The sequence below is a fragment of the Methylobacterium sp. SD274 genome (assembly GCF_017355285.1).
Taxonomy (GTDB): domain Bacteria; phylum Pseudomonadota; class Alphaproteobacteria; order Rhizobiales; family Beijerinckiaceae; genus Methylobacterium.
Genome location: NZ_JADIJP010000002.1, coordinates 193,102 through 217,970, shown reverse-complemented (window position 1 = coordinate 217,970; position 24,869 = coordinate 193,102). Strand labels below are relative to the sequence as shown.

The 24,869-nt window shown below is 65.8% G+C and carries 20 protein-coding genes and 1 tRNA gene; 12 read left to right on the top strand and 9 right to left on the bottom strand.

The genetic code is table 11. The annotated features are described in order from the left end of the window. The first annotated feature begins 175 nt into the window (after nucleotides 1–175). Entirely contained in the window at nucleotides 176–970 is a 795-nt protein-coding gene (locus IPV08_RS02795) for a DUF4239 domain-containing protein (protein ID WP_246747748.1), read from the top strand. Nucleotides 971–1,020: 50 nt separating this feature from the next. On the opposite strand, the gene IPV08_RS02790 is transcribed toward IPV08_RS02795, so the two are convergent. The 3 genes from IPV08_RS02790 to IPV08_RS02780 all read right to left on the bottom strand — a co-directional run bounded on the left by IPV08_RS02790 (nucleotide 1,021) and on the right by IPV08_RS02780 (nucleotide 3,407). After that, nucleotides 1,021–1,218 (bottom strand): hypothetical protein, encoded by a 198-nt coding sequence (locus tag IPV08_RS02790; RefSeq protein ID WP_207410656.1) that lies wholly within the window; start codon nucleotides 1,216–1,218, stop codon nucleotides 1,021–1,023. Between the two features lie 271 nt (nucleotides 1,219–1,489). Beyond that, entirely contained in the window at nucleotides 1,490–2,515 is a 1,026-nt protein-coding gene (locus tag IPV08_RS02785; RefSeq protein WP_246747747.1) for an alpha/beta hydrolase, read from the bottom strand. A 382-nt stretch (nucleotides 2,516–2,897) separates the two neighbouring features. Continuing rightward, nucleotides 2,898–3,407 carry a MarR family transcriptional regulator gene (locus IPV08_RS02780; RefSeq protein ID WP_207410654.1) on the bottom strand — a complete coding sequence of 170 codons (510 nt, stop codon included), beginning with the start codon at nucleotides 3,405–3,407 and terminating at the stop codon, nucleotides 2,898–2,900. Nucleotides 3,408–3,524: 117 nt separating this feature from the next. Here IPV08_RS02780 and IPV08_RS02775 point away from each other — a divergent pair, with 117 nt between their 5' ends. Both IPV08_RS02775 and IPV08_RS02770 read left to right on the top strand, forming a co-directional pair. Beyond that, nucleotides 3,525–4,670, top strand: coding sequence for an MFS transporter (locus tag IPV08_RS02775; RefSeq protein ID WP_246747746.1), 1,146 nt, complete (start codon nucleotides 3,525–3,527; stop codon nucleotides 4,668–4,670). 295 nt (nucleotides 4,671–4,965) lie between these two features. Beyond that, on the top strand, nucleotides 4,966–5,625 hold the full coding sequence (locus IPV08_RS02770; protein ID WP_207410652.1) for a hypothetical protein: 660 nt from the start codon (nucleotides 4,966–4,968) through the stop codon (nucleotides 5,623–5,625). 1 nt (nucleotide 5,626) lies between these two features. Here the strand turns inward: IPV08_RS02770 and IPV08_RS02765 are convergent. From IPV08_RS02765 to IPV08_RS02740, 6 genes are all read right to left on the bottom strand, one after another. Then, nucleotides 5,627–5,718, bottom strand: a tRNA-Ser gene (locus IPV08_RS02765). Nucleotides 5,719–5,730: 12 nt separating this feature from the next. After that, the gene (locus IPV08_RS02760) at nucleotides 5,731–6,561 is read right to left on the bottom strand and encodes a glycosyltransferase family 2 protein (RefSeq protein ID WP_207410650.1); all 831 of its coding nucleotides are present in this window, start codon (nucleotides 6,559–6,561) and stop codon (nucleotides 5,731–5,733) included. A 99-nt stretch (nucleotides 6,562–6,660) separates the two neighbouring features. Beyond that, a complete protein-coding gene (locus IPV08_RS02755) occupies nucleotides 6,661–8,199 on the bottom strand; it encodes an AMP-binding protein (protein ID WP_207410648.1) in 1,539 nt (512 codons plus the stop codon). Nucleotides 8,200–8,322: 123 nt separating this feature from the next. Next, nucleotides 8,323–9,705, bottom strand: a complete 1,383-nt coding sequence (locus tag IPV08_RS02750; protein WP_207410645.1) for a methyl-accepting chemotaxis protein — start codon at nucleotides 9,703–9,705, stop codon at nucleotides 8,323–8,325. A 512-nt stretch (nucleotides 9,706–10,217) separates the two neighbouring features. Continuing rightward, a complete protein-coding gene (locus IPV08_RS02745) occupies nucleotides 10,218–12,362 on the bottom strand; it encodes an HWE histidine kinase domain-containing protein (RefSeq protein WP_207410772.1) in 2,145 nt (714 codons plus the stop codon). Between the two features lie 125 nt (nucleotides 12,363–12,487). Next, nucleotides 12,488–12,793, bottom strand: coding sequence for a SelT/SelW/SelH family protein (locus IPV08_RS02740; protein ID WP_056430561.1), 306 nt, complete (start codon nucleotides 12,791–12,793; stop codon nucleotides 12,488–12,490). Between the two features lie 271 nt (nucleotides 12,794–13,064). Between IPV08_RS02740 and IPV08_RS02735 the strand changes: the two genes are divergently transcribed. The 9 genes from IPV08_RS02735 to IPV08_RS02695 all read left to right on the top strand — a co-directional run bounded on the left by IPV08_RS02735 (nucleotide 13,065) and on the right by IPV08_RS02695 (nucleotide 24,819). Then, the gene (locus IPV08_RS02735) at nucleotides 13,065–13,646 is read left to right on the top strand and encodes a LemA family protein (protein ID WP_056430563.1); all 582 of its coding nucleotides are present in this window, start codon (nucleotides 13,065–13,067) and stop codon (nucleotides 13,644–13,646) included. Between the two features lie 7 nt (nucleotides 13,647–13,653). Continuing rightward, nucleotides 13,654–14,442, top strand: a complete 789-nt coding sequence (locus IPV08_RS02730; protein ID WP_207410643.1) for a TPM domain-containing protein — start codon at nucleotides 13,654–13,656, stop codon at nucleotides 14,440–14,442. Nucleotide 14,443: 1 nt separating this feature from the next. Then, entirely contained in the window at nucleotides 14,444–15,055 is a 612-nt protein-coding gene (locus tag IPV08_RS02725) for a hypothetical protein (RefSeq protein ID WP_207410641.1), read from the top strand. Between the two features lie 107 nt (nucleotides 15,056–15,162). Then, a complete protein-coding gene (locus IPV08_RS02720) occupies nucleotides 15,163–17,223 on the top strand; it encodes a carbon starvation CstA family protein (protein WP_207410640.1) in 2,061 nt (686 codons plus the stop codon). 5 nt (nucleotides 17,224–17,228) lie between these two features. After that, complete coding sequence (locus IPV08_RS02715) at nucleotides 17,229–17,453, top strand: YbdD/YjiX family protein (RefSeq protein WP_056430233.1); 225 nt, start codon at nucleotides 17,229–17,231, stop codon at nucleotides 17,451–17,453. Nucleotides 17,454–17,702: 249 nt separating this feature from the next. Beyond that, the gene (locus IPV08_RS02710) at nucleotides 17,703–18,995 is read left to right on the top strand and encodes a YjgN family protein (RefSeq protein ID WP_246747745.1); all 1,293 of its coding nucleotides are present in this window, start codon (nucleotides 17,703–17,705) and stop codon (nucleotides 18,993–18,995) included. Next, nucleotides 18,995–20,092: a M48 family metalloprotease gene (locus tag IPV08_RS02705; RefSeq protein ID WP_207410639.1), complete on the top strand. Its 1,098-nt coding sequence runs from the start codon at nucleotides 18,995–18,997 to the stop codon at nucleotides 20,090–20,092. The genes IPV08_RS02710 and IPV08_RS02705 overlap by 1 nt, the downstream gene beginning before the upstream one ends. A 159-nt stretch (nucleotides 20,093–20,251) precedes the next feature. Continuing rightward, nucleotides 20,252–23,479: an efflux RND transporter permease subunit gene (locus IPV08_RS02700; protein ID WP_207410638.1), complete on the top strand. Its 3,228-nt coding sequence runs from the start codon at nucleotides 20,252–20,254 to the stop codon at nucleotides 23,477–23,479. Next, on the top strand, nucleotides 23,476–24,819 hold the full coding sequence (locus tag IPV08_RS02695; protein WP_207410637.1) for an efflux RND transporter periplasmic adaptor subunit: 1,344 nt from the start codon (nucleotides 23,476–23,478) through the stop codon (nucleotides 24,817–24,819). Before IPV08_RS02700 ends, IPV08_RS02695 begins: the two co-directional genes overlap by 4 nt. The last annotated feature ends 50 nt before the right edge of the window (nucleotides 24,820–24,869 follow it).

The following is a 24,869-nucleotide window of genomic DNA, read 5'->3' as shown; positions in this document are numbered from 1 at the left end:
CACGATGAGAACGTGAGCGTCCTGTGAGGTTGATGTTCCGAAATCCGGCGGATGAAGGATGGCCCCGCGCCATCCGAGCCGGTCGTGCCAGAGCCCATCACGGACAGGCGCGAACGCCGCATATCCCTTCGCCGGCGGCTGCTTTATCGAAGTCCGCGCCAACCGACCCGGACCCATGCCGATGCTCACGTTCTGGCTCGATCAGCCGATCTGGTTGATTTTCGGAAGTCTCGCCTGTCTCGTCCTGGCCTGGTGCCTGATGCTGATCACCCTGACGAACACCAAGCGGACGCGTCCCTTCATCGTCGGTGTCTCGACCGGCATCGCTCCTGCCTTCGTCGGCGTGGTCTCGGTCCTGCTGTCGCTCCTGATTGGCTTTGTCGCCAACGATGCCTGGGAGCGTCAGCGCCAGGCGTCCCGCGTCGTACAGACGGAGAGCGCCCAGGCGCGTGCCGTCTACAATCTGAGCCGATCCGTATCCAAGGACCTGCCGGACTTCCGCATCCTGCTCGCGGATTACATCGAGTCGATCGTCGACGAGGAATGGCCCGCCATGGCGAAAGGCGGAAAGGCGTCGTCACGGGCCGACCATGCCTTCGGAAAACTGCTTCAGGCGGTGGTGGCGCCGAATTTCGACGTAGTCGTCGGGAAAGCCAACCATTCGGCCCTCCTCGCAGCGGTGCTCAACCTGCAGACCGCGCGCAGCGAAAGGCTCGCCCTGAGCGAGATGGAGGGCGACGACAGCAAATGGGTGACCCTATTTGCTCTCTCGGCTCTCGCCCTTCTCATCATCGCCGCCATTCATGTGGAGCGACCGTCGTCTCAGGCCGCTTCCCTGAGCATCTTCGGCTCGGCGCTGGTGATCACCCTGGGGGTGATCGCCATGCACGAACGTCCGTTCGATGGCCCGCTCGCCCTCGGCCCGAGCTTGCTGGATCAAGTCCGCACGCTCGTCGTAGCCGCCGGCTGAGAGCGACGCTTCGCGCCATATGCGCGGATCCCAGCCGGTCTGCCGTCGGGCTACCGCAGGGTGGGAGACCCCCCGGGCTGAAGAGCGCGCTGTTCATCCGCGTCGCTGACGGCGTTGAGGCGCTCGAGATGCTCGAAAACGTGCTCGAAGGCTTGCGTGACAGCCTGCTCGAAGGAACCGTCGCCCTTGTCCTGGGCGGCTTTGAGCGCGGCCAGGAGAGCCTTGTGTTTCTCGGTGTCGCTCGACATCGCCATCTCCGAGGCCGGGCGGAATGCCGGCTCGAAGGGGCAAGCACGGGGTCGGCGTCGGGTTCCCATGCGGGCGGGACTGCCGGCGAGGCCGTGAACTCGTCCGTCAGATTTTCCACCGATGATGGCCGGTTTGCGCAGACCCATCCAAGATGGATCATCCCATCGAAAGACCCCGCAGGCCTCGCCCTCCCCACGACGGGGGAGGGCGAGGCGTCCATAGACCGAGACCGCCTCCGCGAAAAACCATAGTCCGAGGATGGGAAGGCGGTCAGAGGTCAGACTTCGGGTCGGCTTTGCCACCGCCTCCGGGGATGGGTCCCCCCAGCGTCGCCTTGAACCATGCGACGACCCGATCGATCACCGGCTGCTGAAACCAAGTGAGGTCGCCATGGCCCGCTCCTTCGACCAGCACATAGTCCGCCTTGCCGCCCTTTGCCCGCAGGCCTTCGAACAGTTGCTTGCTCTGCACCGGCGAGACGAGCCTGTCGGCGGTTCCGTGCATGATCAGGAAGGGCGGCTCGTCGCCGCCAAGGTGGCCCATGGGACTTGCAGCCAGCGCCTTGTCGGGATCGGCTGAAATCGAAGCACCGGGAAAGTCACGAAAAGCCGGCCCGTTGACGAGAAGCGCCTCCGTCACAGCAGGCGATTGGTGCATGAGTTGGACCGCCGGCGAAAATCCCTCACCGATATTGAGGAGGTTCGAAATTCCGTAGAGAGTGACGGCCGCTTGCACATCCGAGGGCTGATCGAGATGATCGCCCTTGTCGAAGGCTTTCTCTCCACCGGTGACGCCGACCATCTGGGAGAGATAGCCGCCAGCGGAATCGCCGAGGACGCCGATCCGGGTCGGGTCTATGCCATACTCGGCCGCGTGAGCCCGCAGATAGCGTACGGCGGCCTTGCCGTCCTCCAACAGCGCCGGGAACCTGTCCGGGACGACACGATACTCGGCGGCGGCAACGACGAAGCCGGCCGCGGCCAGAGCCGAGCGCAGCTCGAAGTATTTCTCATGATCAGCCGAGGTGAAACCACCGCCCGGGAAATACACGATCGCAGGCTTTTTGTCTTTGGTGCGCGGCACGAGCAGCGACATGCGCAATTGCCGGATCGCACGCATCGAACGGATCTGGGAATAGATCACACCACTGATCTGATCGACCTGGCTCCGGTTTCCTTCCACCCGAACGACCTGAGCTCCATCGGAATAACCTGGCAGCTGCGCGTCGCCTGCCGAGGCCTGCTGGGTAAGCACACTCACAGCGATGACGCCTCCCAAACTAAGGGCCTGGATCATTCTCATGTGATGCGCCTTTGTCGGTTGCGGTGCGATCCTTCTACACCACGAACCGGCAAGGACATGTGTCAGCGCCATAGCCTCAGCGGTGCAGCCGAACGGAAGCGATAGAAGGCCCGTCATCCGTCGCAAGTCGCTCAGGAAGCACGCCGACATGTTCGAAATGTCTGAGATCCAGCGAGGCAATGAGGTCGCGCCATGCGGCCTTCGCTCGCGACCGAACGCTCGATTCGGCAACGCCGGTCACGATGCCGGCTTAGCTGAGACGGGGAAGAGCGACGGAGGGGAAATCGACGGCATTCGGAAACCGAACGGTCGTGTACGTCGTCAGCTTGGCCAAGATGGCGGGCCACGCCCGATGATGATGAGCACTACGTCTACGCTATAGCCCTCTAACGCCGTCCGCGTGCTGTTGAGATCGGATCAATTTGCCGAGGAGCGCGGCAAGCTGACCTCGCTCCTGCTCATCCAGACCACTGACGATGCTCTGCTGATTTGCGATGTGAGCCTCTATTGCGCGATCGATCAACGCCAGACCATCGGCCGTCAGCGCCACCAACGTTCCCCGTTTATCCGCCGGGTTGGGCCTCCGCTCGACCAGTCCGCCATTCTCAAGCCGATCGAGGCGATTGGTCATGCTTCCAGATGAAATCATCGCCGCCTCATAGAGCGCGGTGGGCGTGAGCGCATACGGTGTGCCGCTGCGCCGGAGCGTCGCAAGCACGTCGAACTCGCCGGGTTGCAGGCCAAATTCCGCAAATAGCGGATTGAGACGATCCCGCGAGATCAGCAGCGCTGCTTCACCCAGCCGTCCCAGCAGCACCATCGGTCCGATATCGAGATCGGGCCGTTCGCAGGCCCATTGTTCCGCAGCCATTGCAGCCCTGTCCATTCCGCGCCTCTATCTTGACGTCGAGATACATATCTCTATGTAGAGATAATATCGGACGCGGCGACCCTGACAAGGTCATATTGCTCGGAGACCATCATGCGGGAAACATCAGGTCGGATGCTGTTTCCGGCCGCAATCCTGCTCGTCGGCATCAATCTGCGCCCGGCACTGGCCTCGGTCGGCCCACTGCTCGACGCGATCCAGCGCGACACGGGCCTTGGCGACATCGGCGCGAGTCTGCTGACCACGTTCCCGGTTTTATTGATGGGCATCTGCCTGCTGGGAACGGCATGGCTGCGCGGATGGATGGGAGAGCGGGCAGGCATCGCCTCTGGTGTCCTGCTCATTCTCCTCGCCTGCCTGGGCCGCTGGGTGTGGCCGCAGGAGGCAGCTTTGGTGTTGACCGCCATCGTTGGCGGCGTCGGCATCGCCATCGTTCAGGCGCTGATGCCGGGTGCCATCCGCCGTCGAGCGGGACCACGGAGCGGGCGCCTGATGGGCTTTTACTCCACCGCGATCATGGGTGGAGCGTTGATGTCGAGCATGGCGGGCGCCTGGATCGCGCGGGCATTGGGCTGGCCGACCGCGCTGGGCATTTGGGCATTGCCTGCCCTCCTCGGGCTGTGCGTCTGGCTTCTGGTACCGCGGGGACCGCAAGAGAGAATAGGATCGGTGCAACGCAGCCCGGTGCACCATGCGCCGCGCGCCTGGCTGTTGATGCTGTTCTTCGGCTTCGGCACGGGTGCCTATACGCTCGTCCTCGCCTGGCTGCCGCCCTTCTACACCCAGCTCGGCTGGTCCGAGCAGGCGGCCGGCGCGATGCTTGGAGCCGTCACGCTGTCGGAGGTGGTCGCAGGCATTACCGTCTCGCTTTGGGTTGATCGATCGCAAGATCGTCGCGCAGTGTTGTTCACCGCGATTGCCGCGCTGCTGACGGGAATGCTCTGCCTCTGCGTGGCGCCACTGCAGCTCGCATGGGCGGCGGCGCTGCTGGCGGGGCTCGGCATTGGCGCGCTCTTCCCGCTCTCGCTGATCGTCGCGATGGATCATGGCGACGATGCCGATCAGGCAAGCGCGCTCGCCGGCTTCGTGCAGGGTGGGGGCTATGTCCTCGCCGCCGCGCTGCCGCTGGTCGCCGGACTGCTGCGTCAGCATCTGGCGGACCTCACCCCCGCCTGGTGGCTGATGGCGGGACTGTGCCTCGCGCTCGCGCTCATCGCCGCGCGCTTTCGCCCCGGTGACCGTCTCTTCCTCCGCCTCTGACGACAGGAGTCTTACAATGGCCTTTTACGACACGGCTAGCCGCACCAATTATTTCATCGAATTCGGCGCTGGCCGCCCTATCGTCCTTCTGCATGGCATCAGTAATTCAGGCCGCGCCTGGGGACACAGATCGCTCCGCTGGTCGAGGCAGGCTATCGGGCGATCATGCCGGGCATGGCGCGTCGGGCAAGCTGACGGCGCCCATAGGCGTCGCCGCGCTCGCGGGCGATATCGAAGCACTGCTCACTCATCTGGATATAGGGCCTGTCGATCTGGTTGGCCTCTCACTGGGGGCATGATCGCGCTGGAGCTTGCGCTCCGAGACCCAGAACGTATCGGCCGATTGGTCGTCGCGAACAGCTTCGACAAGACAAGCACGCCCGTCTTCCACGCGCTGGCGGAAGGCAGGGCGACGAATTTCGAGCATCCCGGTGGTCCGGTTCAACGGTTGGAACAAAGCCGGCCGTCGCTTGTCTCTCCCGCGTTCCAGACGACACCGGAGGGTTTGCGGACCTATCAAGTCTGGCATGGCATAGCGGCGACGGCCGATGGCGCCTCGCTCGCCCATGTTGCGCGCGGCATCGGCGCGTTCGACGTCACCGAACGCACCGCCTCGTTCGCCATGCCGACGCTTTTCATCGCAGGCAACCTCGATGGGATGTCCCCGCCCGAGACCAGCCATTGCATGGCCGAGCGCGCGCCACAGGGCCGCTACGCCGGACTCGACGGCGCCGCACACATCTCCAACGTCGATTCAGCGGATCGGTTTTCAGCCCGACTGCTGGAATTTCTGGGTGAAGGGACGGAGAGGCCCGATATACCCGGATCAAATGGACAGAAGAATCTGCGGCGCGGGTGGATGGCGCCTGCCACCACGGACTGCGTCCAATCAGAGACCCGCGGTGGTTGTGTATCGACCGCGCAGAATGTCGCACCATGGCGTAGAAGCGGCTAAATGGCGGAGACGGAGGGATTCGAACCCTCGATACCCCTTTCGGGGTATGCTCATTTAGCAAACGAGTGCCTTCAGCCGCTCGGCCACGTCTCCGTAGGGGTGGCTCTAGAATTTCGCGTCGGACGGGTCAACCCGCTTCGCTGGCTCGATAGGCGCCAATGGGGTGGAAATTCGTGCGTTGCGCCGCTCATAATGCTTGGCGACCCTCAGATGGCGGGAGATCGCGTAGTTCGCGGCGGTGAGGAAGCCATAGACGCCCCTGACGAAATGGCGCCGGCCGAGATAGGCCTTCAGAAAGTTCAGCGGCAGCTCGACGAAGATCCGCCAGGTCGGGATCGTGACGCCGCGCGTTTCGAGATCCCGGGCCTGCTGGTCGGAATAGCGGTTGAGCTTGTCGAGCTGGTCGCCGAGCGAGCGGACGGAGAAGTGGTGGATGACCCCCTTCACGCGTCCGACGCTGGCGCCGGGATCGAGCTCCACCCGGTCATGGACGGGGGAGGGCGAGTAGCGGCCCCTGTCCTTGCGATAGAGGCGGACGGGATGCAGCGCATAGGCCCAGGGATGGGGCTTCGTCTCACCGGGGAAGATCTCCGCGATGGCGATGCGATAGGCCGGATGGGCGGGCTCGCCGGCGGCGAACAGGGCGCGGATGGCGTCGGACAGGTCCGGCGGCACCACCTCGTCCGCATCGAGGTTGAGGAGCCAATCGTGACGGCACTCGGTCTCGGCGAAACGCTTCTGTGGGCCATAGCCCGACCAGTCGTTGTGGATCACGCGTGCGCCAAGCGATGCCGCCAGCGCCTGCGTTCCATCGGTGGAGCCAGAATCGACCACGACGAGGTCGTCGGTGAGGTCGCGGACCGCGCGGATGGTCGCGCCGATCCGGTCGGCTTCGTTGAAGGCGATGAGGAAGATCGAGAGCGGCGGCGCGGACATGGGGAGGGCTCTACGGCATCGGCCCGGCTGGCCGATACTGTTTTCTCGACAGTGTCGTCATGGATCGAGGATCGTCGCCCCGGGCCGGCGGCGTCGTGCTCAGGCCGCGACCGGCTGGTCGCCCAGCCGCTTGCGTTGGACCTTCCCGTTGGCGGTGCGGGGCAGCGCCTCCACGAACCGGATCTCGCGCGGGCATTTGTAGGCCGCCAGTCTCTCGGCGCACCAGGCTAGGATCGACGGTCCGTCCGCCTCCGCCCCAGGCTTCAGGACAACGAAAGCGGCGATGACCTTCAGGTCGGCCCGGACGGCGAGCTCGGCGACGCCGACTTCGGCCACGGAGGGATGCAAGCCGACCACGCCCTCGACCTCGTTGGGAGAGACCCGGTGGCCGAGAGCGTTCATCAGGTCGTCGTTGCGCCCGTGGAACCAGAGGTAGCCGTCCTCGTCGAGGCTCGCGAGATCGCCGCCCGCGAACCATTCGCCGCGCAGAACCGAGGCTTCTTCGTCGGGCCGGTTCCAGTAGCCGAGCATCAAGCCCGGCTCCGTGCGGTGAATGGCCAGAAGCCCGGTCTCGCCTTTCGGCAAAGGCTCGCCCGGCCCGTCCACGGGCAGGATCGCCACGCGGCGCCCGGGCTGGGGCATGCCGGGGGAACCGGGCTTCACCGGAATGGTGGGACCGCTGGAGATGTAAGTGGAGATTTCGCTCATGCCGAGCGCTTCGTAGAGCGGCTTGCCGGTCCGCCGCGTCCAGGCCTCCAGCAAGTCGGCGGGCAGGGCCTCGCCAGCGGTGCAGCCGTGGCGCAGCCGGGACAGATCGCAGGAATCGAGATCGGCATATTTCAGGATCTGTCGATAGACGCTCGGCACGGCGGCAAACAGCGTCGCACCGTGGCGGGCGATGAGACTGGGCCAGATGGCAGGATCACGGGGCCCATCGTAGAGCACGCTCGTGGCGCCGCAGGACCAGGGATCGGTGATCCCGACGCCCAGCGTGTAGGTCCAGTTCATGGTGCCGGCATGCAGCATGACGTCGGCCTCCGTCAGCCCCAGCCAATGCGCATGCATCGGACGGCGCCCCCAGATCGCCCGATGGGCGTGGAGCACCCCTTTCGGCCGGCTGGTGGTGCCGGAGGTGTAGACCAGGGTCGCCGGATCGTCCGCCGCGGTGTCGGCATAATCCGCGACCGGCTCGGCACGCTTCATCAGGGCGATCTCGGAGGGGCCGAGGACGATGCGGCCCTCGGCCTCCGCCGCGTCGAGACGGTGGCCCGCCCCGGTCACCACGACGGCCGCTCCGGAATTCTCCATAAGGAAAGCGGCCTCCGCCGGCGTCAGCTGGGGCGAGGAGGGGAGGGCCACGAGCCCGGCGGCGAGCGCGCCGAAATACACGAGGACGTAATCCGCCTCGTTGCCCATCCGGATCATCACCCGGTCGCCGCGTGTGAGGCCGAGGGAGAGAAAGCCGGCGGCAATGCCGCGCACGGCCCGGTCCGCCTCGGCGAAGGTGAGGCGCAGCGTCTCCCCTTCCGCGCCCGCCATGACGAGCGCCGTCTTGCCTCCCCGCAGGCGCGCATTGTCCGCAAGGCAGTGGCGGGCGGCATTGAAACGGGCCGGTAGGGAAGCGTCCGGGAGGATCATTCGAAAGGTTCGGGCTCTCTCGTGGCGATGCGCTCCAGCCATGACGAAACCTGCGGCCGGCAACAAGAGCCGGCCGCAGGATGTCGATGGGTTTGCCTGAGCGTCATCCGCGATGAGCGGCGATTACGCAGCCTTGGTGTCGAGCAACTCGTTGGCGGCGGCGAGCATCGACTTCATGGCAGCGGAAGCGGCCTGATAAGCCGGCGTCCCCACGTCCCAATTGTTCGCGGCGACGGCATCGATCATCTTCTTCGCTTCTTCGAGAGCGGTCTTCTCGGCATCGGCAAGACGGGCCAGCGCCGGGTGATCGCGCAACGGGCCGTTCCGCAACTCCGTGCAGACGCTGTGGTTCGCGATACCCAGCATCGTCGCTTCGGTGGACGCGGCCGGAGCGAGCCCGACGAGGATGCGGGCCAGCTTGCGCTTCCACATGCCCACATCCGCCGGCAGGCAGACCAGGCCATGAGCGCTGACGCGGCTGCTTTCCGCAGCCAAAGCGGTGCGGCCGAAGCTTTCCGCCTTCACGAGGCGGGTGGTGATCTTGTCGATCTCCTCGTGGGTCTTCGCGGCCTTGCCGGCAATGTTCTGGACGCTGGTGGAGATTTCGGCGGTGGCAGAGCGCTGCTGCGAGAGCATGTGCGAGATCGCCTGATTCAGGTCGCTCGCCTGCGAGATCCGCTCGTTGGTCTGCTCGACCCGCGTCTCCAATTGCTCGACGATCGCCCGGCCGGACGTGACAGCGCTGCGGCTCTCGCCGACGGCCACCGAGATAGCTCCCATTTCGGCCGTGAGGGTACTGAGCAGGCCGCGGATTTCACCCGTCGACTTGGCGGTCTGGGCAGAGAGCGACTTGACCTCGGCGGCGACCACCGAGAACCCGCGTCCGGCTTCACCCGCACGCGCGGCTTCGATCGTGGCGTTCAGCGCAAGCAGATTGGTCTGGGCGGAAATCGACGCGATGGCGGTCGCCATCACTTCGATCTGGGCGATGGCTCGCTCAAGCACCACGACGCGCTCTGAAATGAGCGAGGTGCGGGCTTCGATCTCCTGCATGGCGGATTTCGCCTGGCGTCCGTCGCCGATGCAGGCGCTCATGGCGGTCAGCGCGTCCTGGGCAACTGTGACGACCGTGTCGGACGTCTGAGAGACCTCGGCGATGGACGCCGCCAATTCCTCTGTTGCACCCGCGATCGTCTGCGTGGCGATCGCCACCTCGCCGACATCGTAGGTCATCCAGCCGATATTGATGGCGGCCTCCGAGGCTTCCTTCGCCATGGACGCGATGGAGGACAGGCTACGCTGCTTATCGTCATCGCCATGGCTGCGAAGGCGTTCGAGGGCGGATTTGAGCCTACCGTCTGGCAGGTCGACGGCGGTCAAACCCTGGCTCGACATCAGTGCTTCGACGGCCGCGCTCAGACGAACCTCATCGGCCCCGATCTGCTGGGCAACGGCAGGAACCGCAGTCGTGTCGGAGGCGGGACGCTTGCGGGAGAAGCCAATCATAAAACTACAACCCTGAGATATCGATAGGGCAATGTAATAAACTCTATTGTTTAATAGTGCCTTAGCATACCCGCTCTCCGCGACGGCCGGAACGCGAGAATGGTCGGCTTCCGTGAGCCGAACGCCAGTCGTCAATGGTAACCAAGCGGCTGGATTCTAATATTTTCTTCTTTCGAACAGTATCCGACCTGCTCCTCAAAAAACAGGATTACCAATCAAACCGCCGGTTCTTCTCCAGTATCACGCGTAGACGAAAATTGGCTGGCGCATACTCCAACGATGTATGTCGTCTCGCCATAAGAATTGATGTCGCGGCGGCACCGATCAAGAAACATACTTATAGTTGAATTCAATTTCGCCCAGTGTCGCACATGGAAGAGTAACTTTTTTGCGAAGTTCGCGCGCTCGACGTGAGCGACTGCATCGGATCGAAGGGCGAGCCATGGTGGGGCACCGTCCTCACGCGTATGTTCGGGCGAGCGCGCATGACGACTTGTTTTAGGCGCGAGCGATCAGGCCGAGTGAGGGAGAAGCGGTGCGGGTCGCAGCGGGACGAGGCCTGCCTTGCGCTCGAGCAAGGTCGGCGGCGGTACGGGCGCCTCGATCGAGCAGACAACCCCGGTGGGCTCGAACAGGAGCTGAACCTCGCCGGCAAGCTCGCGCGCCAGACTACGCTCGATGAGGCGGGAACCGAAGCCGGTGCGTGTCGGCTGCGTCACGGGCGGTCCGCCGTTTTCGCTCCAGCGCAGAAGGAGGCGGGTCTCCGCCTCTTTCACGACGGACCAGGTGATTTTCACAGTCCCACCCTCCTGCGAGAGCGAGCCGTATTTGACCGCGTTGGTGCCGAGTTCATGCAGCGCCATGGCGATGGAGAGCGCAAGTCGCGGCGGCAGGCGCAGTTGCGGCCCGGACACGATGAAGCGGGATTGTCCCGCCCCGGTGGAATCGAGGGGAGCGATGGCATCCGCCACCACGTTGCCGAGTTCCGCACCCTCCCAGCTTTCGCGGGTGAGCACATCGTGCACCCGGGCGAGGGCGAGCAGCCTCGCCTCGAACGCGGCTTTTGCCGCCGCCGCCTCCGCCGTGTCGAGGCCGCGCAGGGATTGCATGGCGATGGACTGGACGGTCGCGAGCGTGTTCTTCACACGGTGGTTGAGTTCGTGGATGAGGAGCAGGAGATGCTCCTCCGCCCGCTTGGCGTCGGTGATGTCGACGTTGCAGCCGGTATAGCCGAGGAAGGCCCCGGTATCGTCGAGGCGTGGCACGCCTTCGCAACGCAGCCAGCGTACCTCGCCGTCGCGATCCACCACCCGGACCTCCGCCCTCACGGGAAGGCGCTCGGCAAAGGCCTCGGAGAACTTGGACGTGAACGCCGTCTGGTCGTCCGGATGGACGATCGTCTGCCACCCGCCGGCCGCCAGCGCGCTGGCGGGTTTTCCGAACAGATGGTCGAAATGCAGGTTGGCGAAGCTGATCTCGCCAAGCTCGTCGGTCATCCAGATCAATGCGGGGGCCGAATCCGCCATGTGCCGGAACCGCGCCTCGCTCTCGCGCAGGGCCGAGAGCCCGCGCTCCGTCTCGGCGAGCGCCGTATCGCGCTCTTCGCTTCGCGTGCGCAGGCGCAGGGATGCGTCCGCCAGAACGTCGCCGAGGCGGCGGATCTCGTGGATCGGCGAGGTGATGCGCGGAATCGCTTCGCCACGGGCGAGCGCCGGGCCGGACGCCACGAGCCGGCGCAATGGCTGCGAAACCTTCGACCAGAGATTGATGGCGAGGATCGACGACGTCGCCAGGACGAGGAGGCCGAAGCCGGTAAAGGCCCAGATCCATCCGCGCAGCCGCGCATCCACCAGCGCCTTCGGAATCACGGCGCTCACCGTCCACCCGGTGAGGCGCGAGCGCGCCTCGACGACCGTGACGGGGCGCATGTTGAAATCCTTGCCCTCCCAGACTCCCGGCGTATCGGTCTGGCGCTGGCGAAGGGTCGCCAGGCGCGGCCGCCCGACGATGGAGGCCGGGTCGGGAATACGGGCGAGGGCGATCCCATCCCGGTCCGAGACCCCCGTCATCCAGCCCTGGACGTATTCCCGGCTCAGGATGCCCTGCAGCCGGTTCACCGGCGCGAGAAAGCTCAGCAGGTAGACGACCTCGCCCTCGTTCTGCACCGGGACGGCGATGGCGTAGGTCGCCCGATCGGGCATGCTGCCCGACAGGATGCCGGAGATCATGGCCCGCTGCGTTCCGGATGTCAGCTCACGGTCGAAGGGCAAGGCGGTCTTCGGCAATGGGGCCCCGCGCGGGACCGACGTATTGACCAGTTGCTGCCCGTCCGGTTGGCGCAGGAGGATGTCGAGCCCGACGGTTTCGCGAACGAGGCGTGCCTGGGCGTCGAAATTCTCGAACTCCGCATCCTTCAGGCGGGGCGACGTCGCCAAGGTCTGCAGCACGGAGACGAGCCCCGCCGTATCGCGGTCGATGGACAGGGCGATGCCGCGAACGTTCTCGCGGGCATCCTGCTCGAACCGTGCCCGCTCTGTTCCGGCATAGCGAAACAGCAGGATCGCGGTGAACAGAAGCCCGGGCCCGATCAGCGCCACGACGAGGGCGATCAGGTAGACCTGGGTCGAGAAGCCTCGATCCCGGATGCGTGCGAACAGCCGGCCCGGCGCCGTGCCCTGCCACCCACCGGTTCTCGTCCGTTCGAAAGCAGGTTCCATCTCGCCCTTGGACTCGGCGCTCTTCGGCTCTTGGTTCTTGATCTTGGCTTTCCCCGTCTCGGCGTTCATGGCCTATCGATGTGACCGAGATCCCGGCTCGGCGCCAGCCGATCGCGGACGCGCTGCTTCAAGGTCTTCACGTCGGGAAATCCACCGTCCCGCGTTCGGTCCCAGATCGTCTCCGACCCGCAGACGATGATGAAGACGCCGCCTGTCCCCGGCACGAGGGCGACTTCGCCGACCTCGTCGCGGAAAGTGGAAAGAAGCTCCTGCGCCATCCAGCCGGCACGCAGGAGCCACTGGCACTGCGTGCAGTAGGTGATGGAAACCCTCGGTTTTTCGACCCGGGGGGTAGGTGGCAGTTCATCCATGGCCGGCACAGCGACCCATGCACGCTGCCTTGTCAACCTGCCCCCGTGGGAGTTCGACCACGGGATGTGCGTGGAGTTTCGTCGCGGACGCATCGCGATCCGGCCTTTCACCGGCGGTATCACGCCCTATCTCAACACGCGTCGCCGGGCGGCAGGGGCGTGGACGCGCCATGCCGCGCCCGTCCACGAGGAGCCCCCGATGTTGTCAGTTCTGCGTCCCGACGCCACCGCGACCTTCGCGCCTTCGCCTCGACCCTCGGTGTTTCGCCGCATGCGGTCCGCGCTCGTCGCCGTCGCCCTGGCCACGACCCTCTCGGGCTGCGGCGCGATCAACCGGGTGCCCACGCTGGAGGAGAGCGCGAAATCCTCGTGGAGCGAGGTTCAGAATCAGTATCAGCGCCGTGCCGACCTGATCCCGAATCTCGTGGAGACGGTGAAGGGCTACGCGCAGCAGGAGAAGGATGTCCTCGTCGGCGTCACGGAAGCCCGCGCCAAGGCCTCCAGCGTGAAGGTCGATGCCTCCACGGTGTCCGATCCCCAGAAGTTCAAGGAATTCCAGGACGCGCAGAATCAGCTCTCCGGCGCCCTCGGGCGGCTCCTCGTCACCGTGGAGCGCTATCCCGATCTGAAGTCGAACCAGAACTTCCTCGCGCTGCAGTCGCAGCTCGAAGGCACGGAGAACCGGATCGCGGTGGCGCGCCGCGACTATATCGGCGCCGTCCAGGCCTACAACACCGAGGTCCGCACCATCCCCGGCCGCTGGATCGCCGCGTGGTTCTATCCGGAATCGAAGCCGATGGAGACGTTCACGGCGACGCCCAATTCGGACAAGCCTCCGTCCGTGAAGTTCTAGCGCGGTGATGAGGGCGGCGTTTCTTCGAGGGCGCGCGCTCGCGCCGGTCCTGGCGTTCGTCCTCGTCGTCCTGGCGGGGATGGTGCTGCTGGCGCGCGGCGAGGCTCTGGCCGCGGAGCCGACCTTCCCGTCCCTCAGCGGTCGCGTCGTGGATGCGGCCGGGATCCTCAAGCCGGACGAGAAATCGGTACTGGAAGCACAGCTGAAGGCCTACGAGGAGAAGACCTCCGATCAGGTCGTCGTCGCGACGGTGCCGAACCTGCAAGGGCTGACGATCGAGGATTACGGCAACCGGCTGTTCCGCTCCTGGGCCATCGGGCAGTCCAAGACCAACAACGGCGCAATTCTGCTGGTAGCGCCAAACGACCGTAAGGTGAGGATCGAGGTCGGCTACGGCCTCGAAGGGGCGCTGACCGACGCCTTGTCGAAGGTCATCATCACCACGTCCATCACGCCCCGCTTCAAGACGGGCGATTACGGCGGCGGCATCAAGGCCGGAATCGATGCCATGCTGTCGATCCTCAGCGGCGATGCCGAGGAATGGCAGCGCAGGGGCAAGGTACGCAGCGACGAGGCCGAGCCGTCCCATGTCATCGGCTTCATCATCTTGTTCCTGCTGATCCTGTTCGTCGTCTACCGGATGAATCGCGGTCGCCCGGGTGGCGGATTCATCATCCTTCCCGGGCCATCGTCCGGCGGCTGGAGCGGTGGCGTCTCGGGCGGCTTCGGTGATGGCGGCGGCTTCTCGGGCGGAGGTGGCTCATCGGGAGGAGGCGGCGCCTCCGGGGATTGGTAGGATGCTGAGCGACACCGACAGGACGCGGATCGCCGGAGCGATCGCCAAGGCCGAATCGACGACATCGGCGGAGATCGTCGTTCTCGTCGCCGCCCGCGCCGGGCTGTACCGGTCCGCAGCCCTCGTACCGGCGCTGGCCCTCGGGCTCGCGGTACCCTGGCCGCTGATCCTGTTCACGCCGTGGAGTGCTGCGTCGATCGCCCTGACGCAGGCTGCGGTCGTTCTCCTGGCGCTTGCCGCAGCCTCCCATCCGCGAACCCGTCTCGGCCTCGTTCCCCGCTCGATCCGGCGGGCGCGGGCCCATGAGGCGGCGACGAGGGAATTCGCCGCGCGCGGACTGGCCGGGACGCGCGGGCGAACGGGCATCCTCATTTATCTTGCCGTCGCCGAGGGGCATGCCGAGATCGTCGCCGATACGGGCATCGCCTCGCGCATCTCCCCGGCGGCGTGGTCGTCGGCAATCGACTCGCTTCTGGCCTCGCTCCGACGGCGCGAGGCGACGGAGGGCCTCGTCACGGCCGTCGAGTCCATCGGCGCCATCCTCGAGCGGCACCTGCCGCGCCGGCCGGGGGATATCGACGAGTTGCCGAACCGGGTGATCGTCACGGACTGACAGCGTCCGCGTCTTTGTATTTTTCTCCTCTGGCCCCGAAAGAATTTTTGAGCCAGAAGAGCCTTGACGATCCGCCATCAAGGACGGGTCGCGGGAGCGAGACGTCGATGAGTGCGATACAGAAGCACGGGCCATGGGCCCTTGTCGGTGCGTTGGGCGCGGCAGCCCTGGCGATTGTCGCCACCAGCCGCGGCGAATCGATCAACGCCTTGTGGATCGTCGTGGCCGCGGTCTGCGTCTACCTCATCTCCTACCGGTACTACTCGCTCTACATCTCCGAGAAGGTGATGCGCCTCGACCCGGCGCGCGAGACACCCGCCCATCGTCATAATGACGGGCTCGACTACGTTCCCACCAACAAGACCGTCCTGTTCGGTCACCATTTCGCGGCGATCGCAGGCGCGGGTCCCCTCGTCGGCCCGGTCCTGGCCGCGCAGATGGGCTACCTGCCCGGCATGCTCTGGATCCTGGCCGGCGTCGTGCTCGCGGGCGCGGTTCAGGACTTCATGATCCTGTTCATCTCCATGCGCCGCGACGGGCGCTCCCTCGGTGAACTGATCCGGGCCGAACTCGGCGTGATCCCCGGCGTGATCGCGCTGTTCGGCACCTTCATGATCATGGTGATCCTGCTCGCCGTCCTGGCGATGATCGTGGTCAAGGCGCTGGCCGAGAGCCCCTGGGGCACCTTTACCGTCGCGGCCACGATCCCGATCGCCATCCTGATGGGCCTCTACGCGCGCTTCGTCCGGCCGGGCAAGATCGGTGAGGTCTCGATCCTCGGCTTCATCCTGCTCATGGCCGCCATCATCGGCGGCGGCCAGATCAACGAACATCCGGTCTGGGGCCCGGCCTTCACCTTCACCGGCACCCAGCTGACCTGGATGCTGATCGGCTACGGCTTCATCGCCTCGATCCTGCCGGTCTGGCTCCTGCTCGCCCCGCGCGACTATCTCTCGACCTTCCTCAAGATCGGAACCATCATCGGTCTCGCGCTCGGCATCGTCGTCGTCGCCCCGCACCTGCAGATGCCCGCCATGACGAAGTTCGTGGACGGCACCGGCCCGGTCTGGGCGGGCTCCCTGTTCCCGTTCCTCTTCATCACCATCGCGTGCGGCGCGGTCTCCGGCTTCCATGCGCTGATCTCGTCGGGAACCACGCCGAAGCTCCTCGACAACGAGATGGACACCCGCTTCATCGGCTATGGCGGCATGCTGATGGAGAGCTTCGTCGCGATCATGGCGCTGGTCGCCGCGAGCGTGATCGATCCGGGCATCTACTTCACCATGAATTCGCCCGGCGCCCTGCTCGGCACCTCCGCCGAGACGGCGGCGGCGGCAGTGACCAATCTCGGCTTCCCGATCACACCCGAGGTGATCACCCAGACCGCCAAGGACGTGGGCGAGCATTCGATCATCTCGCGTACCGGCGGCGCTCCGACCCTCGCCGTCGGCATGGCCCACATCATCTCGTCGGCCATCGGCGGCAAGACGATGATGGCCTTCTGGTACCATTTCGCGATCCTGTTCGAGGCCCTCTTCATCCTCACCGCCGTCGATGCCGGCACGCGGGCGGGACGCTTCATGCTGCAGGATCTGCTCGGCCTGATCTCGCCGACCTTCAAGGATACCACGGCCTGGGCGCCCAGCATCTTGGCCACGGCACTCTGCGTCTCGGCCTGGGGCTACTTCCTCTACCAGGGCGTCACCGACCCGCTCGGCGGCATCTACACCCTGTGGCCGCTCTTCGGCATCTCGAACCAGATGCTGGCGGCCGTGGCGCTGACGCTGGCCACCGTGGTGATCTTCAAGATGAAGCGTGAGCGCTACGCCTTCGTCACGATCATCCCCACCGTGTGGCTGCTGATCTGCACCCTCAATGCGGGCTGGCAGAAGATCTTCTCGGCCGACCCCAAGATCGGCTTCCTGTCCCATGCCGACCGGTTCTCGTCGGCGATCGCCGAGGGCAAGGTGCTGGGTCCGGCCAAGAACATGGCCGACATGCACAAGATCGTCTTCAATGACCGGATCGACGCGGCACTCGCCGTGATGTTCGTCGGCCTCGTCATCGCCATCGCCGCCTTCGGCATCATGGCTTGCGTCAAGGCCTATCGCGCCGAGCGCTGGACGGCCCTCGAAAGCGGCGGCCCCACCGCCGTCCCGGCGGAGTAACCGATATGGCGCTGTCGTCGATGGAACTGCGGGATCGGCTGAAGACCTTCTCGAAATGCGTCTGCGACGGCGCCCGCCTGATGGTGGGGCAGGGCGACTACGAGGCCTATGCCGCCCATATTCGCCGGACCCATACCGATCAGGAGCCGATGAGCGAGCGGGAATTCTACCGGAACAGGGAGAATGCCCGGTTCGGTGTGGGTAACCGGAATGGATTCCGCTGCTGCTGATCCCGTCTATCCCCCTCGGTGACGACCCCTTCGGCGAGACAGATCTTCCTCTCTATCCCGATCATGCGACGAAGACGTTTCGGGCTCCGGTCTCGGAATGCAAATTCCAAGACCGGAGCGAAGCTTTTTAACGACGTCGGCAGGCCCATACTTTATCGGCGCAAGAGCATACCGATCTAAAGTCGTATCGGCGGGTGGCCTCATCTGGGACGATAGGCTTATATGTCGCCTCCCGAGAGAGGAGGTCTCATGTCGCAGCCGCCAATGACCGAGACGCGATCCGGGATGGACCGCTCCGGCGCGATCACCTTCGACAGGACACTCAAGGGCCTCACCGGCATCGCCGTCCGTGGCTTCCTCCTGTCCCTCGTCACCTTCGGCATCTACCGGTTCTGGTACGTCACCGAATTGCGGCGCTACTTCTGGAACCGGACCGTCGTCGACGGCAGCCCGGCCGAGTATTCCGGGACCGGCAAGGAACTGTTCCTCGGCTTCCTCGTCGCCGTCGCCATCCTGATCCCCGTCTATGTCCTGATCTTCGTCGCGACGATCTCGGCGCCCTGGCTCGCGGCCTTCGGCAGCGTCCTGTCCTTCCTCATCCTCTTCGTCCTCGGCCAGTTCGCGGTCTATCGCGGCCGGCGCTACCGCGCCTCGCGCACCCTGTGGCGTGGTATCCGCCTCGGCCAGGACGGATCGGCGATCACCTACGCGCTGATGGCCATCGGCTGGTCGCTGCTGACGCTCCTCACCCTCGGCCTCGCCTTCCCCTTCATGCGGGCGAGCCTCGAGCGGTACAGGATCAATCACACCCTGATCGGGTCGAGCCGGATGGAATCGACCGCGCGCGGGCGCTCGCTGCTGCTTCCCTGGCTGGCCTTCTACGTGGTGGTGCTCCTTCCCATCGCCGCCGCGCTGATCGCCTTCCTCGTGGCTACCGATTTCAACATTCCCGACGACCTGTTCGTCCCCAAGGAGGGGGGCAAACCCGGCGAGACGGAGTTCAACAGCGATTACGACGGCACGCCCATCGCCACGTTCGGGGCGCTTCTCCTCAGCACGCTCGGCATCACGTTTCCCCTCGGGCTCCTTCTCATCCCCTTCTACCGGGCGCGGGAGACGCGGCTCTTCATGAACGCGGCCAGCCTCGGCTCCGTGCGCCTTTCGTCCACCCTGAAGGCCCGCCAGTTCTACTGGCCCTATTTCGTCTACCTTCTCTCCGTGATCGGCTTCGTCCTGATCCTCGGCCTCGTCATCGGCGGCGGCGGTCTGCTCCTGCAGGCCCAGGGCATGGAGAGCGGAGCCCATTGGGCGCTCCTATTCGGCATGGTGTTCGGCTATCTCGGCGGCGCGCTGTTCTTCGCGGTGCTCTATGTCCGGGTCATCACCGCGCGGCTCTGGGCGGCGGTCGCCACCACCACGGTGGTCGAGAATGCCGGCGGCCTCGATGCCGTGCTCGCGTCGAGCCGGCGGGTGGGCAGCGGACTCAACGAGGGTCTCGCCGACGCGCTCGATGTCGGCGGCGCGCTCGAAGTGGGGTTCTAGTGCCGGCACATGCGGTCCACGGCACGTACTACGATGGCTTGAGCGCCAGGGCCCATCCGGTGACCCTGGTCCTCGAGGACAGCCTGGAGATCACCGGGCAGGACCTACGCCTCGCCTGGACACTCGCCGAGCTCGCCGCCGGCGACACGGCGGCCCCGCTCATGCGGGTCGGCCCGGCGGGACGTGCCGAGCGGGTCGAGTTCACCGACGAGGCCCTGGCCGCCGCGCTGAAGGATCACTGTCCGGACCTGTACCGATCCGACCCCTCCGCCTCGGGCGGTCGCCTGCGCCTCGTCCTGTGGTCGATCGCGGCCGGGATCTCGGTGATCGGTCTGGCGATCTACGGCGTCCCGGCCATTGCCGTGCGTCTGGCACCCGTCATCCCGGCAGCGATCGAAGCGCGGCTCGGAGGGGCGGTGGACGGGCAGATCGGCAAGATTCTCGGCGACCCGCCGGTCTGCGACGATGCCCCGGCGCGAGCCGTCCTCGACCGCCTGATCGAGCGGATGACGGCGGATGGCGGCCTGCCGGTCGATCCGGCGATCACGGTCAGGCGACACGCCATCGCCAATGCCCTAACCCTTCCCGGCGGGCGGGTCGTCGTGCTGTCGGACCTCATCGATCAGTCCCGCACGCCCGACGAATTCGCCGGCGTGCTGGCTCACGAATTCGGGCATGTCGCCGCGCGCGACCCGATGCGGGCTCTGCTGGCGGCGAGCGGAAGCTCGTTCCTCCTCAGTCTCGTGCTGGGCGACCTGACCGGCTCCACGATCCTCGTCGCGGTAGGCCAAGCCGCCATCTCGGCCGGCTATTCCCGCGAGGCCGAGAACGCGGCGGATACCTATTCGGTGAAGGTCATGCGCCGGTCGGGCGGGGATGCCACGGCGTTGGCGACGATCCTCGAACGCATCGCCAAGGACGACGATAAAGCCGAGTTCGCGAGCCTGCTCCGCAGCCATCCCTTCACGAAGGAGCGCGCCAACCGCATCCGCGCGATGGCGGGCACGGAAACGGTCGGCCGGCGCATTCTCGACGAGACCGAATGGGCGACGCTCAAGGGCATCTGCCGCAACGTGCCGGCCAAACCCGCGAAATAGGCGCGGTCCTGGGCGGAGCGTATTCGCGCACCGGTTACATCCGGAAACAAATATCCTGTCCCGGTCCGCCGATTGCGTCGCGGCGTCACGTCTACAGATGACCTCGTGGCGTGCGACGAACGTGGTACACCAGCCCGAACAGGTTTGCGCGGATACCGTATGGGCCTCGTCCAGTATGCTCTGAAGTTTCGCATCACGATCTACGTGCTCGCCGTGCTGATGATGCTTGGCGGCGCGGCCTCGGTGATCGTGGCACCAAAGGACGTGCTGCCCACCGTGGACATCCCGGTGGTCGTGGTGGTGTGGACCTATACGGGCCTTTCGACCTCCGAGATGGAGCGTCGCATCACGACCTATGCGGAGTTCTCGCTCTCGAACAACGTCAACAACATCGCTCGGATGGAATCGACGACGCTGCAGGGCACGGCGATCCAGAAAGTGTATTTCGACCAATCGGTGAGCATCGATCTCGCCATCGCCCAGACAGTCTCGGCGATGAACTCGATCCGTTCGACCATGCCGCCGGGGGTGCAGCCTCCCATCGTCCTGCGGTTCTCGGCCTCCTCCGTCCCGGTGATCCAGCTTTCGCTCTCCTCCACCAGCGAGAGCCTGACCAAGGTCTACGATTACGCCCAGTACCGCATCCGCCAGCGCCTGACCCAGGTGCCGGGCTCGACGCTGCCCTCGCCCTTCGGCGGCACGCCGCGCCAGATCATGGTCGATCTCGACCTTCAAGCCCTGCGCGCTCTGGGACTGACGGCTTTGGACGTCACCAACGCCATGACGGCGCAGAATCTCACCGTGCCCTCCGGTCTCGCCAAGATCGGCGAGCAGCAATACCCGATCCAGCTCAACGCCACGCCGGACGCCATCGAAGCGCTCAACCAGGTGCCGATCCGGGTGGTCGGCGGACAGCCTGTGCTGGTGCGCGACGTCGCCAATGTCCGTGACGGCGGTCCGCCACAGGTCAACATCGTGCGGGCCGACGGCCTGAACTCGGTGCTGATGCGCATCTTCAAGAACGGTACCGCCTCGACCCTCGACGTCGTCAACAACGTGAAGAAGGCCCTGCCGGACATCCGCGCCGCCGCCCCGGAGGGAATGGCGCTGCGCGAATTGTTCGACCAATCGGTCTTCGTCTCCGCCGCTATCGAAGGCGTCATCCACGAGGCGGTCATCGCCGCCGCGCTGACCGGCCTGACGATCCTGCTGTTCCTCGGCTCATGGCGCTCCACCATCGTGGTGCTCGTCTCGATCCCGCTCTCGATCCTGACCTCGCTCTCGATCCTCACGGCGTTGGGCGAGACCATCAACGTCATGACGCTGGGCGGGCTCGCCTTGGCGGTGGGCATCCTCGTGGACGACGCAACGGTGGCCATCGAGAACACCTACCGGCTGTTCGAGGAGGGCGAGCCGTTCCGCAAATCGGTGGTGGAGGGGGCGGCCGGCATCGCCAAACCCGCGCTGATCTCGACCCTCTCGATCTGCGCCGCCTTCGTCTCGGTCTTCGCCCTCACGGACACGCCGAAATACCTGTTCACGCCCCAGGCACTCGCCGTCGTCTTTGCGATGCTGACCTCCTACGTCCTGTCCCGCACCCTGGTGCCGGTGCTGATCGACGTGCTCGTGGCGCGGGAATACGAGGAGCATCACGGCAAGGGCGGGCAGGCTCCGCGTCGGGGCCGCGTCGCCCGTGCGCTGGGCTGGGTGTTTGGGCCGATCTTCCGCCTCGCGGGCTGGTTCCGGCAGGGATTCGAAGCCCGGTTCGCCCGCTTCCACCGCAGCTATCTCGGCCTGCTCCACGTGGTCCTGCGCCGCCGCGTCGTCACCCTCGCCACCGTGGCGGTGATCTTCGCGGGCACGGCAGGCCTGTTCGGCTTCGTCGGCCAGGATTACTTCCCGCAGGTCGAATCGAGCCAGATGACGCTGCATCTGCGCACCCGGCCGGGCATGCGCATCGAGACGGCGGTGCAGACCTTCGCCGAAGTCCAGGCCGTCGTCCGGGAGGTCATCCCCGACGGTGAGATCGACCAGGTTCTCGACAATCTCGGCCTGCCTGCGAACAACTACAATTTCGCCTTCTCGGACGGGTCGTTCGTCGCCAACAACGACGGGCAAATGCTCATCAACCTGAAGGAAGGCCACGGCTCGGTCGCCGGCTACACCAAGCGCCTGCGCGAGGTGTTGCGCGAGCGCTTTCCCGACCTGATCGTCTATTTCCAGCCGTCCGACATCATCACGCAGATCCTCAATTTCGGAACGCTGGCGCAGATCGACATCCAGGTCTCGGGCCGCAACACCGCCAAGGACCTCGCCGCCGCGCAGAACATCGTCCGTCGCCTCAAGGAGACGCGTGGGGCGGTGGACGTCCATCTCCACCAGATCGTCGGCACGCCGCAATTCTTCGTCGATGTGGACCGGCGCCTCGCCTCCGAGCTCGGCCTCACCGAGCAGCAGATCGCGCAGGGCCTCAACGTCTCCCTGTCGGGCTCCTTCCAGGTGACGCCGAACTTCTGGACCGACCCGAAGACCGGCATCCCTTACCAGCTCTGGGTGCAGACCCCGGAATATCGCAACGACAGCCTTACGGCGATCCAGAACACCCCGCTCCTCGTCAGCGGCAATTCCGATGCGCCCGGCGTGCTGACGCTGCTGTCCAGCGTCTCGACCATGCGCCGCGAGGGGTCACAGACGGTGATCAACCACGTCAACACGCAGCCGACCTTCAACATCTACGCGGCGGTGCAGGATTCCGATCTCGGTTCGGTGGCGAAAGACATTCGCCGGATCGTCGAGGAGGAACAGAAGGCCCTGCCGGCGCCGGACAAGATCACCGTGCGCGGGCAGATCGAGAACATGCAATCGGCCTTCTTCCGCATGGGAATCGGCCTCTCCATCGCCCTTGTGGCGGTCTATCTCCTCATGGCCGTGAACTTCCAGAGCTGGGGCGACCCGCTCGTGGTGCTGGCGGCGCTCCCGCTCGCCTTCTGCGGAATCGTGGCCAGCCTGTTCATCACCGGCACGACCTTCTCGATCCCGTCGCTGTTCGGGGCGATCATGTCGGTGGGTATCGCATCCGCCAATTCCATCCTCCTCGTCACCTTCGCCAAGGAGCACCGAGAGGCCACCGGCTGCAGCGCCACCGAAGCCGCGCTCCTGGCCGGCGAGACCCGGCTGCGGCCGGTGCTGATGACGGCAGGCGCGATGTTCCTCGGGTTGATCCCGATGGCCCTTGGGACGGGGGAGGGCGGCGAACAGAACGCGGCCCTTGCCCGCGCCGTGATGGGCGGCATCGCCATCGGCACGCCATCGACCTTGCTCTTCGTGCCCTTCCTCTACACCCTCCTCAGGCGGGGCGAGGTCAAGCCGCTTCAGGATTACGCATGAGCGGGAACAGCCCTGGTGACGCGATCGATGGCGAGACCGGCACGGTGACGGCTCATGGTTCGAGTCATGGATCGGGGCGAGGCCCGGCAGAGATCCCGCCGCCGCCGGGGAAGGGGCCGTTCCTCGTCGCCGGGCTCATTGCCGTCGGCCTGCTCGGCTGGGGCGGGTACGGCCATTGGCAGAAGGCCGCCGCGGCCGAGGAGACGCAGCGCAAGGCGAGGGATTTCGTGCCGAAACTGCGGACCATCGCGGTGGAGCGGGCCGACCAGCCCATCGACATCACCCTGCCCGGACAGACCGACGCCTTCGCCAGGGCGTCCCTCTTCGCCCGTGCCACGGGCTACATCGCAGAGCGCAGGGTCGATATCGGCACGCGGGTCAAGCAGGGCGACATCCTCATCCGCATCGCCGCCCCCGATCTCGACCAGCAGCTGGCGCAGGCCCAGGCGCAGGTCGGCCAACTCGAAGCCCAGCTGCTCCAGGCCAGGGCCATGGTCGATCAGGCGAAGGCCAACGTGAATCTCGCCACCGCCACCAACAGCCGCACCTCGACCCTCGCCGTGCAGGGCTGGGCTTCGAAGCAGAACGCGGACAATTCCCAGGCCAGCGTCCTGAGCCAGGGCGCGAGCCTCGCCTCGGCGGAAGCGGGGGTGAAAGTGGCCGAGGCCAACATCAAGGCGCAGCGCGCCACCGTGGACCGCCTGAAGGCACTGACCGGCTTCAAGGACGTGATCGCCCCCTTCGATGGTGTCGTGACCGCCCGTAGCGTCGATGTCGGCGATCTCGTCCAGGCGGACGGCACCGGCACCGCCCTGCTGTCCATGGACCGGGACGACGTCCTGCGCGTGGTCGTCAACGTGCCCCAGAATCTCGCCGTCGGGGTAAGTCCGGGCGTCGCCGCCACGATCAAGGTGCCGCAGATCCCGGACCGGACCTTCTCCGGGAAGGTCGAGCGAAGCTCCGTGGCCCTGCTGACCTCGTCCCGAACCCTGACCACGCAGGTGGACGTTCCCAACCGCGACGGCAGCCTGCGGCCCGGCCTCTACGTCTACGTGACGCTGAAGGTGCCGCGGACGGCGAGGAACACGGTCATCCCGGCCGAAGGCCTCGTCTTCAATCAGCGTGGCACCCAGGTCGCGATCTCCCGCGACGACGGCACGGTGGAATGGCGCGGCGTCCATATCCAGCGTGATCTCGGCACCACCATCGAGATCGACCAGGGATTGGACGGGGGCGAGCAGATCGTCCTGAGCCCGCCCGTCGACCTGCGCGATGGGCAGAGGATGGAGCGCCAGGCACCGAGGCAGGAGGGAAAGCCCCTGAAATCGGCGGCGCGATAGCACCGGCTGGCCCGGGGGCGCAGCCCAGCCCAGCCGTCCGGCAGGTTCCG

Excerpts from the sequence above, each read along its gene's own strand:
- IPV08_RS02795 (WP_246747748.1), top strand. The coding sequence starts at position 176 with ATGCCGATGCTCACGTTCTGGCTCGATCAGCCGATCTGGTTGATTTTC.
- IPV08_RS02790 (WP_207410656.1), bottom strand. The coding sequence starts at position 1,218 with ATGTCGAGCGACACCGAGAAACACAAGGCTCTCCTGGCCGCGCTCAAA.
- IPV08_RS02785 (WP_246747747.1), bottom strand. The coding sequence starts at position 2,515 with ATGATCCAGGCCCTTAGTTTGGGAGGCGTCATCGCTGTGAGTGTGCTT.
- IPV08_RS02780 (WP_207410654.1), bottom strand. The coding sequence starts at position 3,407 with ATGGACAGGGCTGCAATGGCTGCGGAACAATGGGCCTGCGAACGGCCC.
- IPV08_RS02775 (WP_246747746.1), top strand. The coding sequence starts at position 3,525 with ATGCTGTTTCCGGCCGCAATCCTGCTCGTCGGCATCAATCTGCGCCCG.
- IPV08_RS02770 (WP_207410652.1), top strand. The coding sequence starts at position 4,966 with ATGATCGCGCTGGAGCTTGCGCTCCGAGACCCAGAACGTATCGGCCGA.
- IPV08_RS02760 (WP_207410650.1), bottom strand. The coding sequence starts at position 6,561 with ATGTCCGCGCCGCCGCTCTCGATCTTCCTCATCGCCTTCAACGAAGCC.
- IPV08_RS02755 (WP_207410648.1), bottom strand. The coding sequence starts at position 8,199 with ATGATCCTCCCGGACGCTTCCCTACCGGCCCGTTTCAATGCCGCCCGC.
- IPV08_RS02750 (WP_207410645.1), bottom strand. The coding sequence starts at position 9,705 with ATGATTGGCTTCTCCCGCAAGCGTCCCGCCTCCGACACGACTGCGGTT.
- IPV08_RS02740 (WP_056430561.1), bottom strand. The coding sequence starts at position 12,793 with ATGGATGAACTGCCACCTACCCCCCGGGTCGAAAAACCGAGGGTTTCC.
- IPV08_RS02735 (WP_056430563.1), top strand. The coding sequence starts at position 13,065 with ATGCGGTCCGCGCTCGTCGCCGTCGCCCTGGCCACGACCCTCTCGGGC.
- IPV08_RS02730 (WP_207410643.1), top strand. The coding sequence starts at position 13,654 with ATGAGGGCGGCGTTTCTTCGAGGGCGCGCGCTCGCGCCGGTCCTGGCG.
- IPV08_RS02725 (WP_207410641.1), top strand. The coding sequence starts at position 14,444 with ATGCTGAGCGACACCGACAGGACGCGGATCGCCGGAGCGATCGCCAAG.
- IPV08_RS02720 (WP_207410640.1), top strand. The coding sequence starts at position 15,163 with ATGAGTGCGATACAGAAGCACGGGCCATGGGCCCTTGTCGGTGCGTTG.
- IPV08_RS02715 (WP_056430233.1), top strand. The coding sequence starts at position 17,229 with ATGGCGCTGTCGTCGATGGAACTGCGGGATCGGCTGAAGACCTTCTCG.
- IPV08_RS02710 (WP_246747745.1), top strand. The coding sequence starts at position 17,703 with ATGTCGCAGCCGCCAATGACCGAGACGCGATCCGGGATGGACCGCTCC.
- IPV08_RS02700 (WP_207410638.1), top strand. The coding sequence starts at position 20,252 with ATGGGCCTCGTCCAGTATGCTCTGAAGTTTCGCATCACGATCTACGTG.
- IPV08_RS02695 (WP_207410637.1), top strand. The coding sequence starts at position 23,476 with ATGAGCGGGAACAGCCCTGGTGACGCGATCGATGGCGAGACCGGCACG.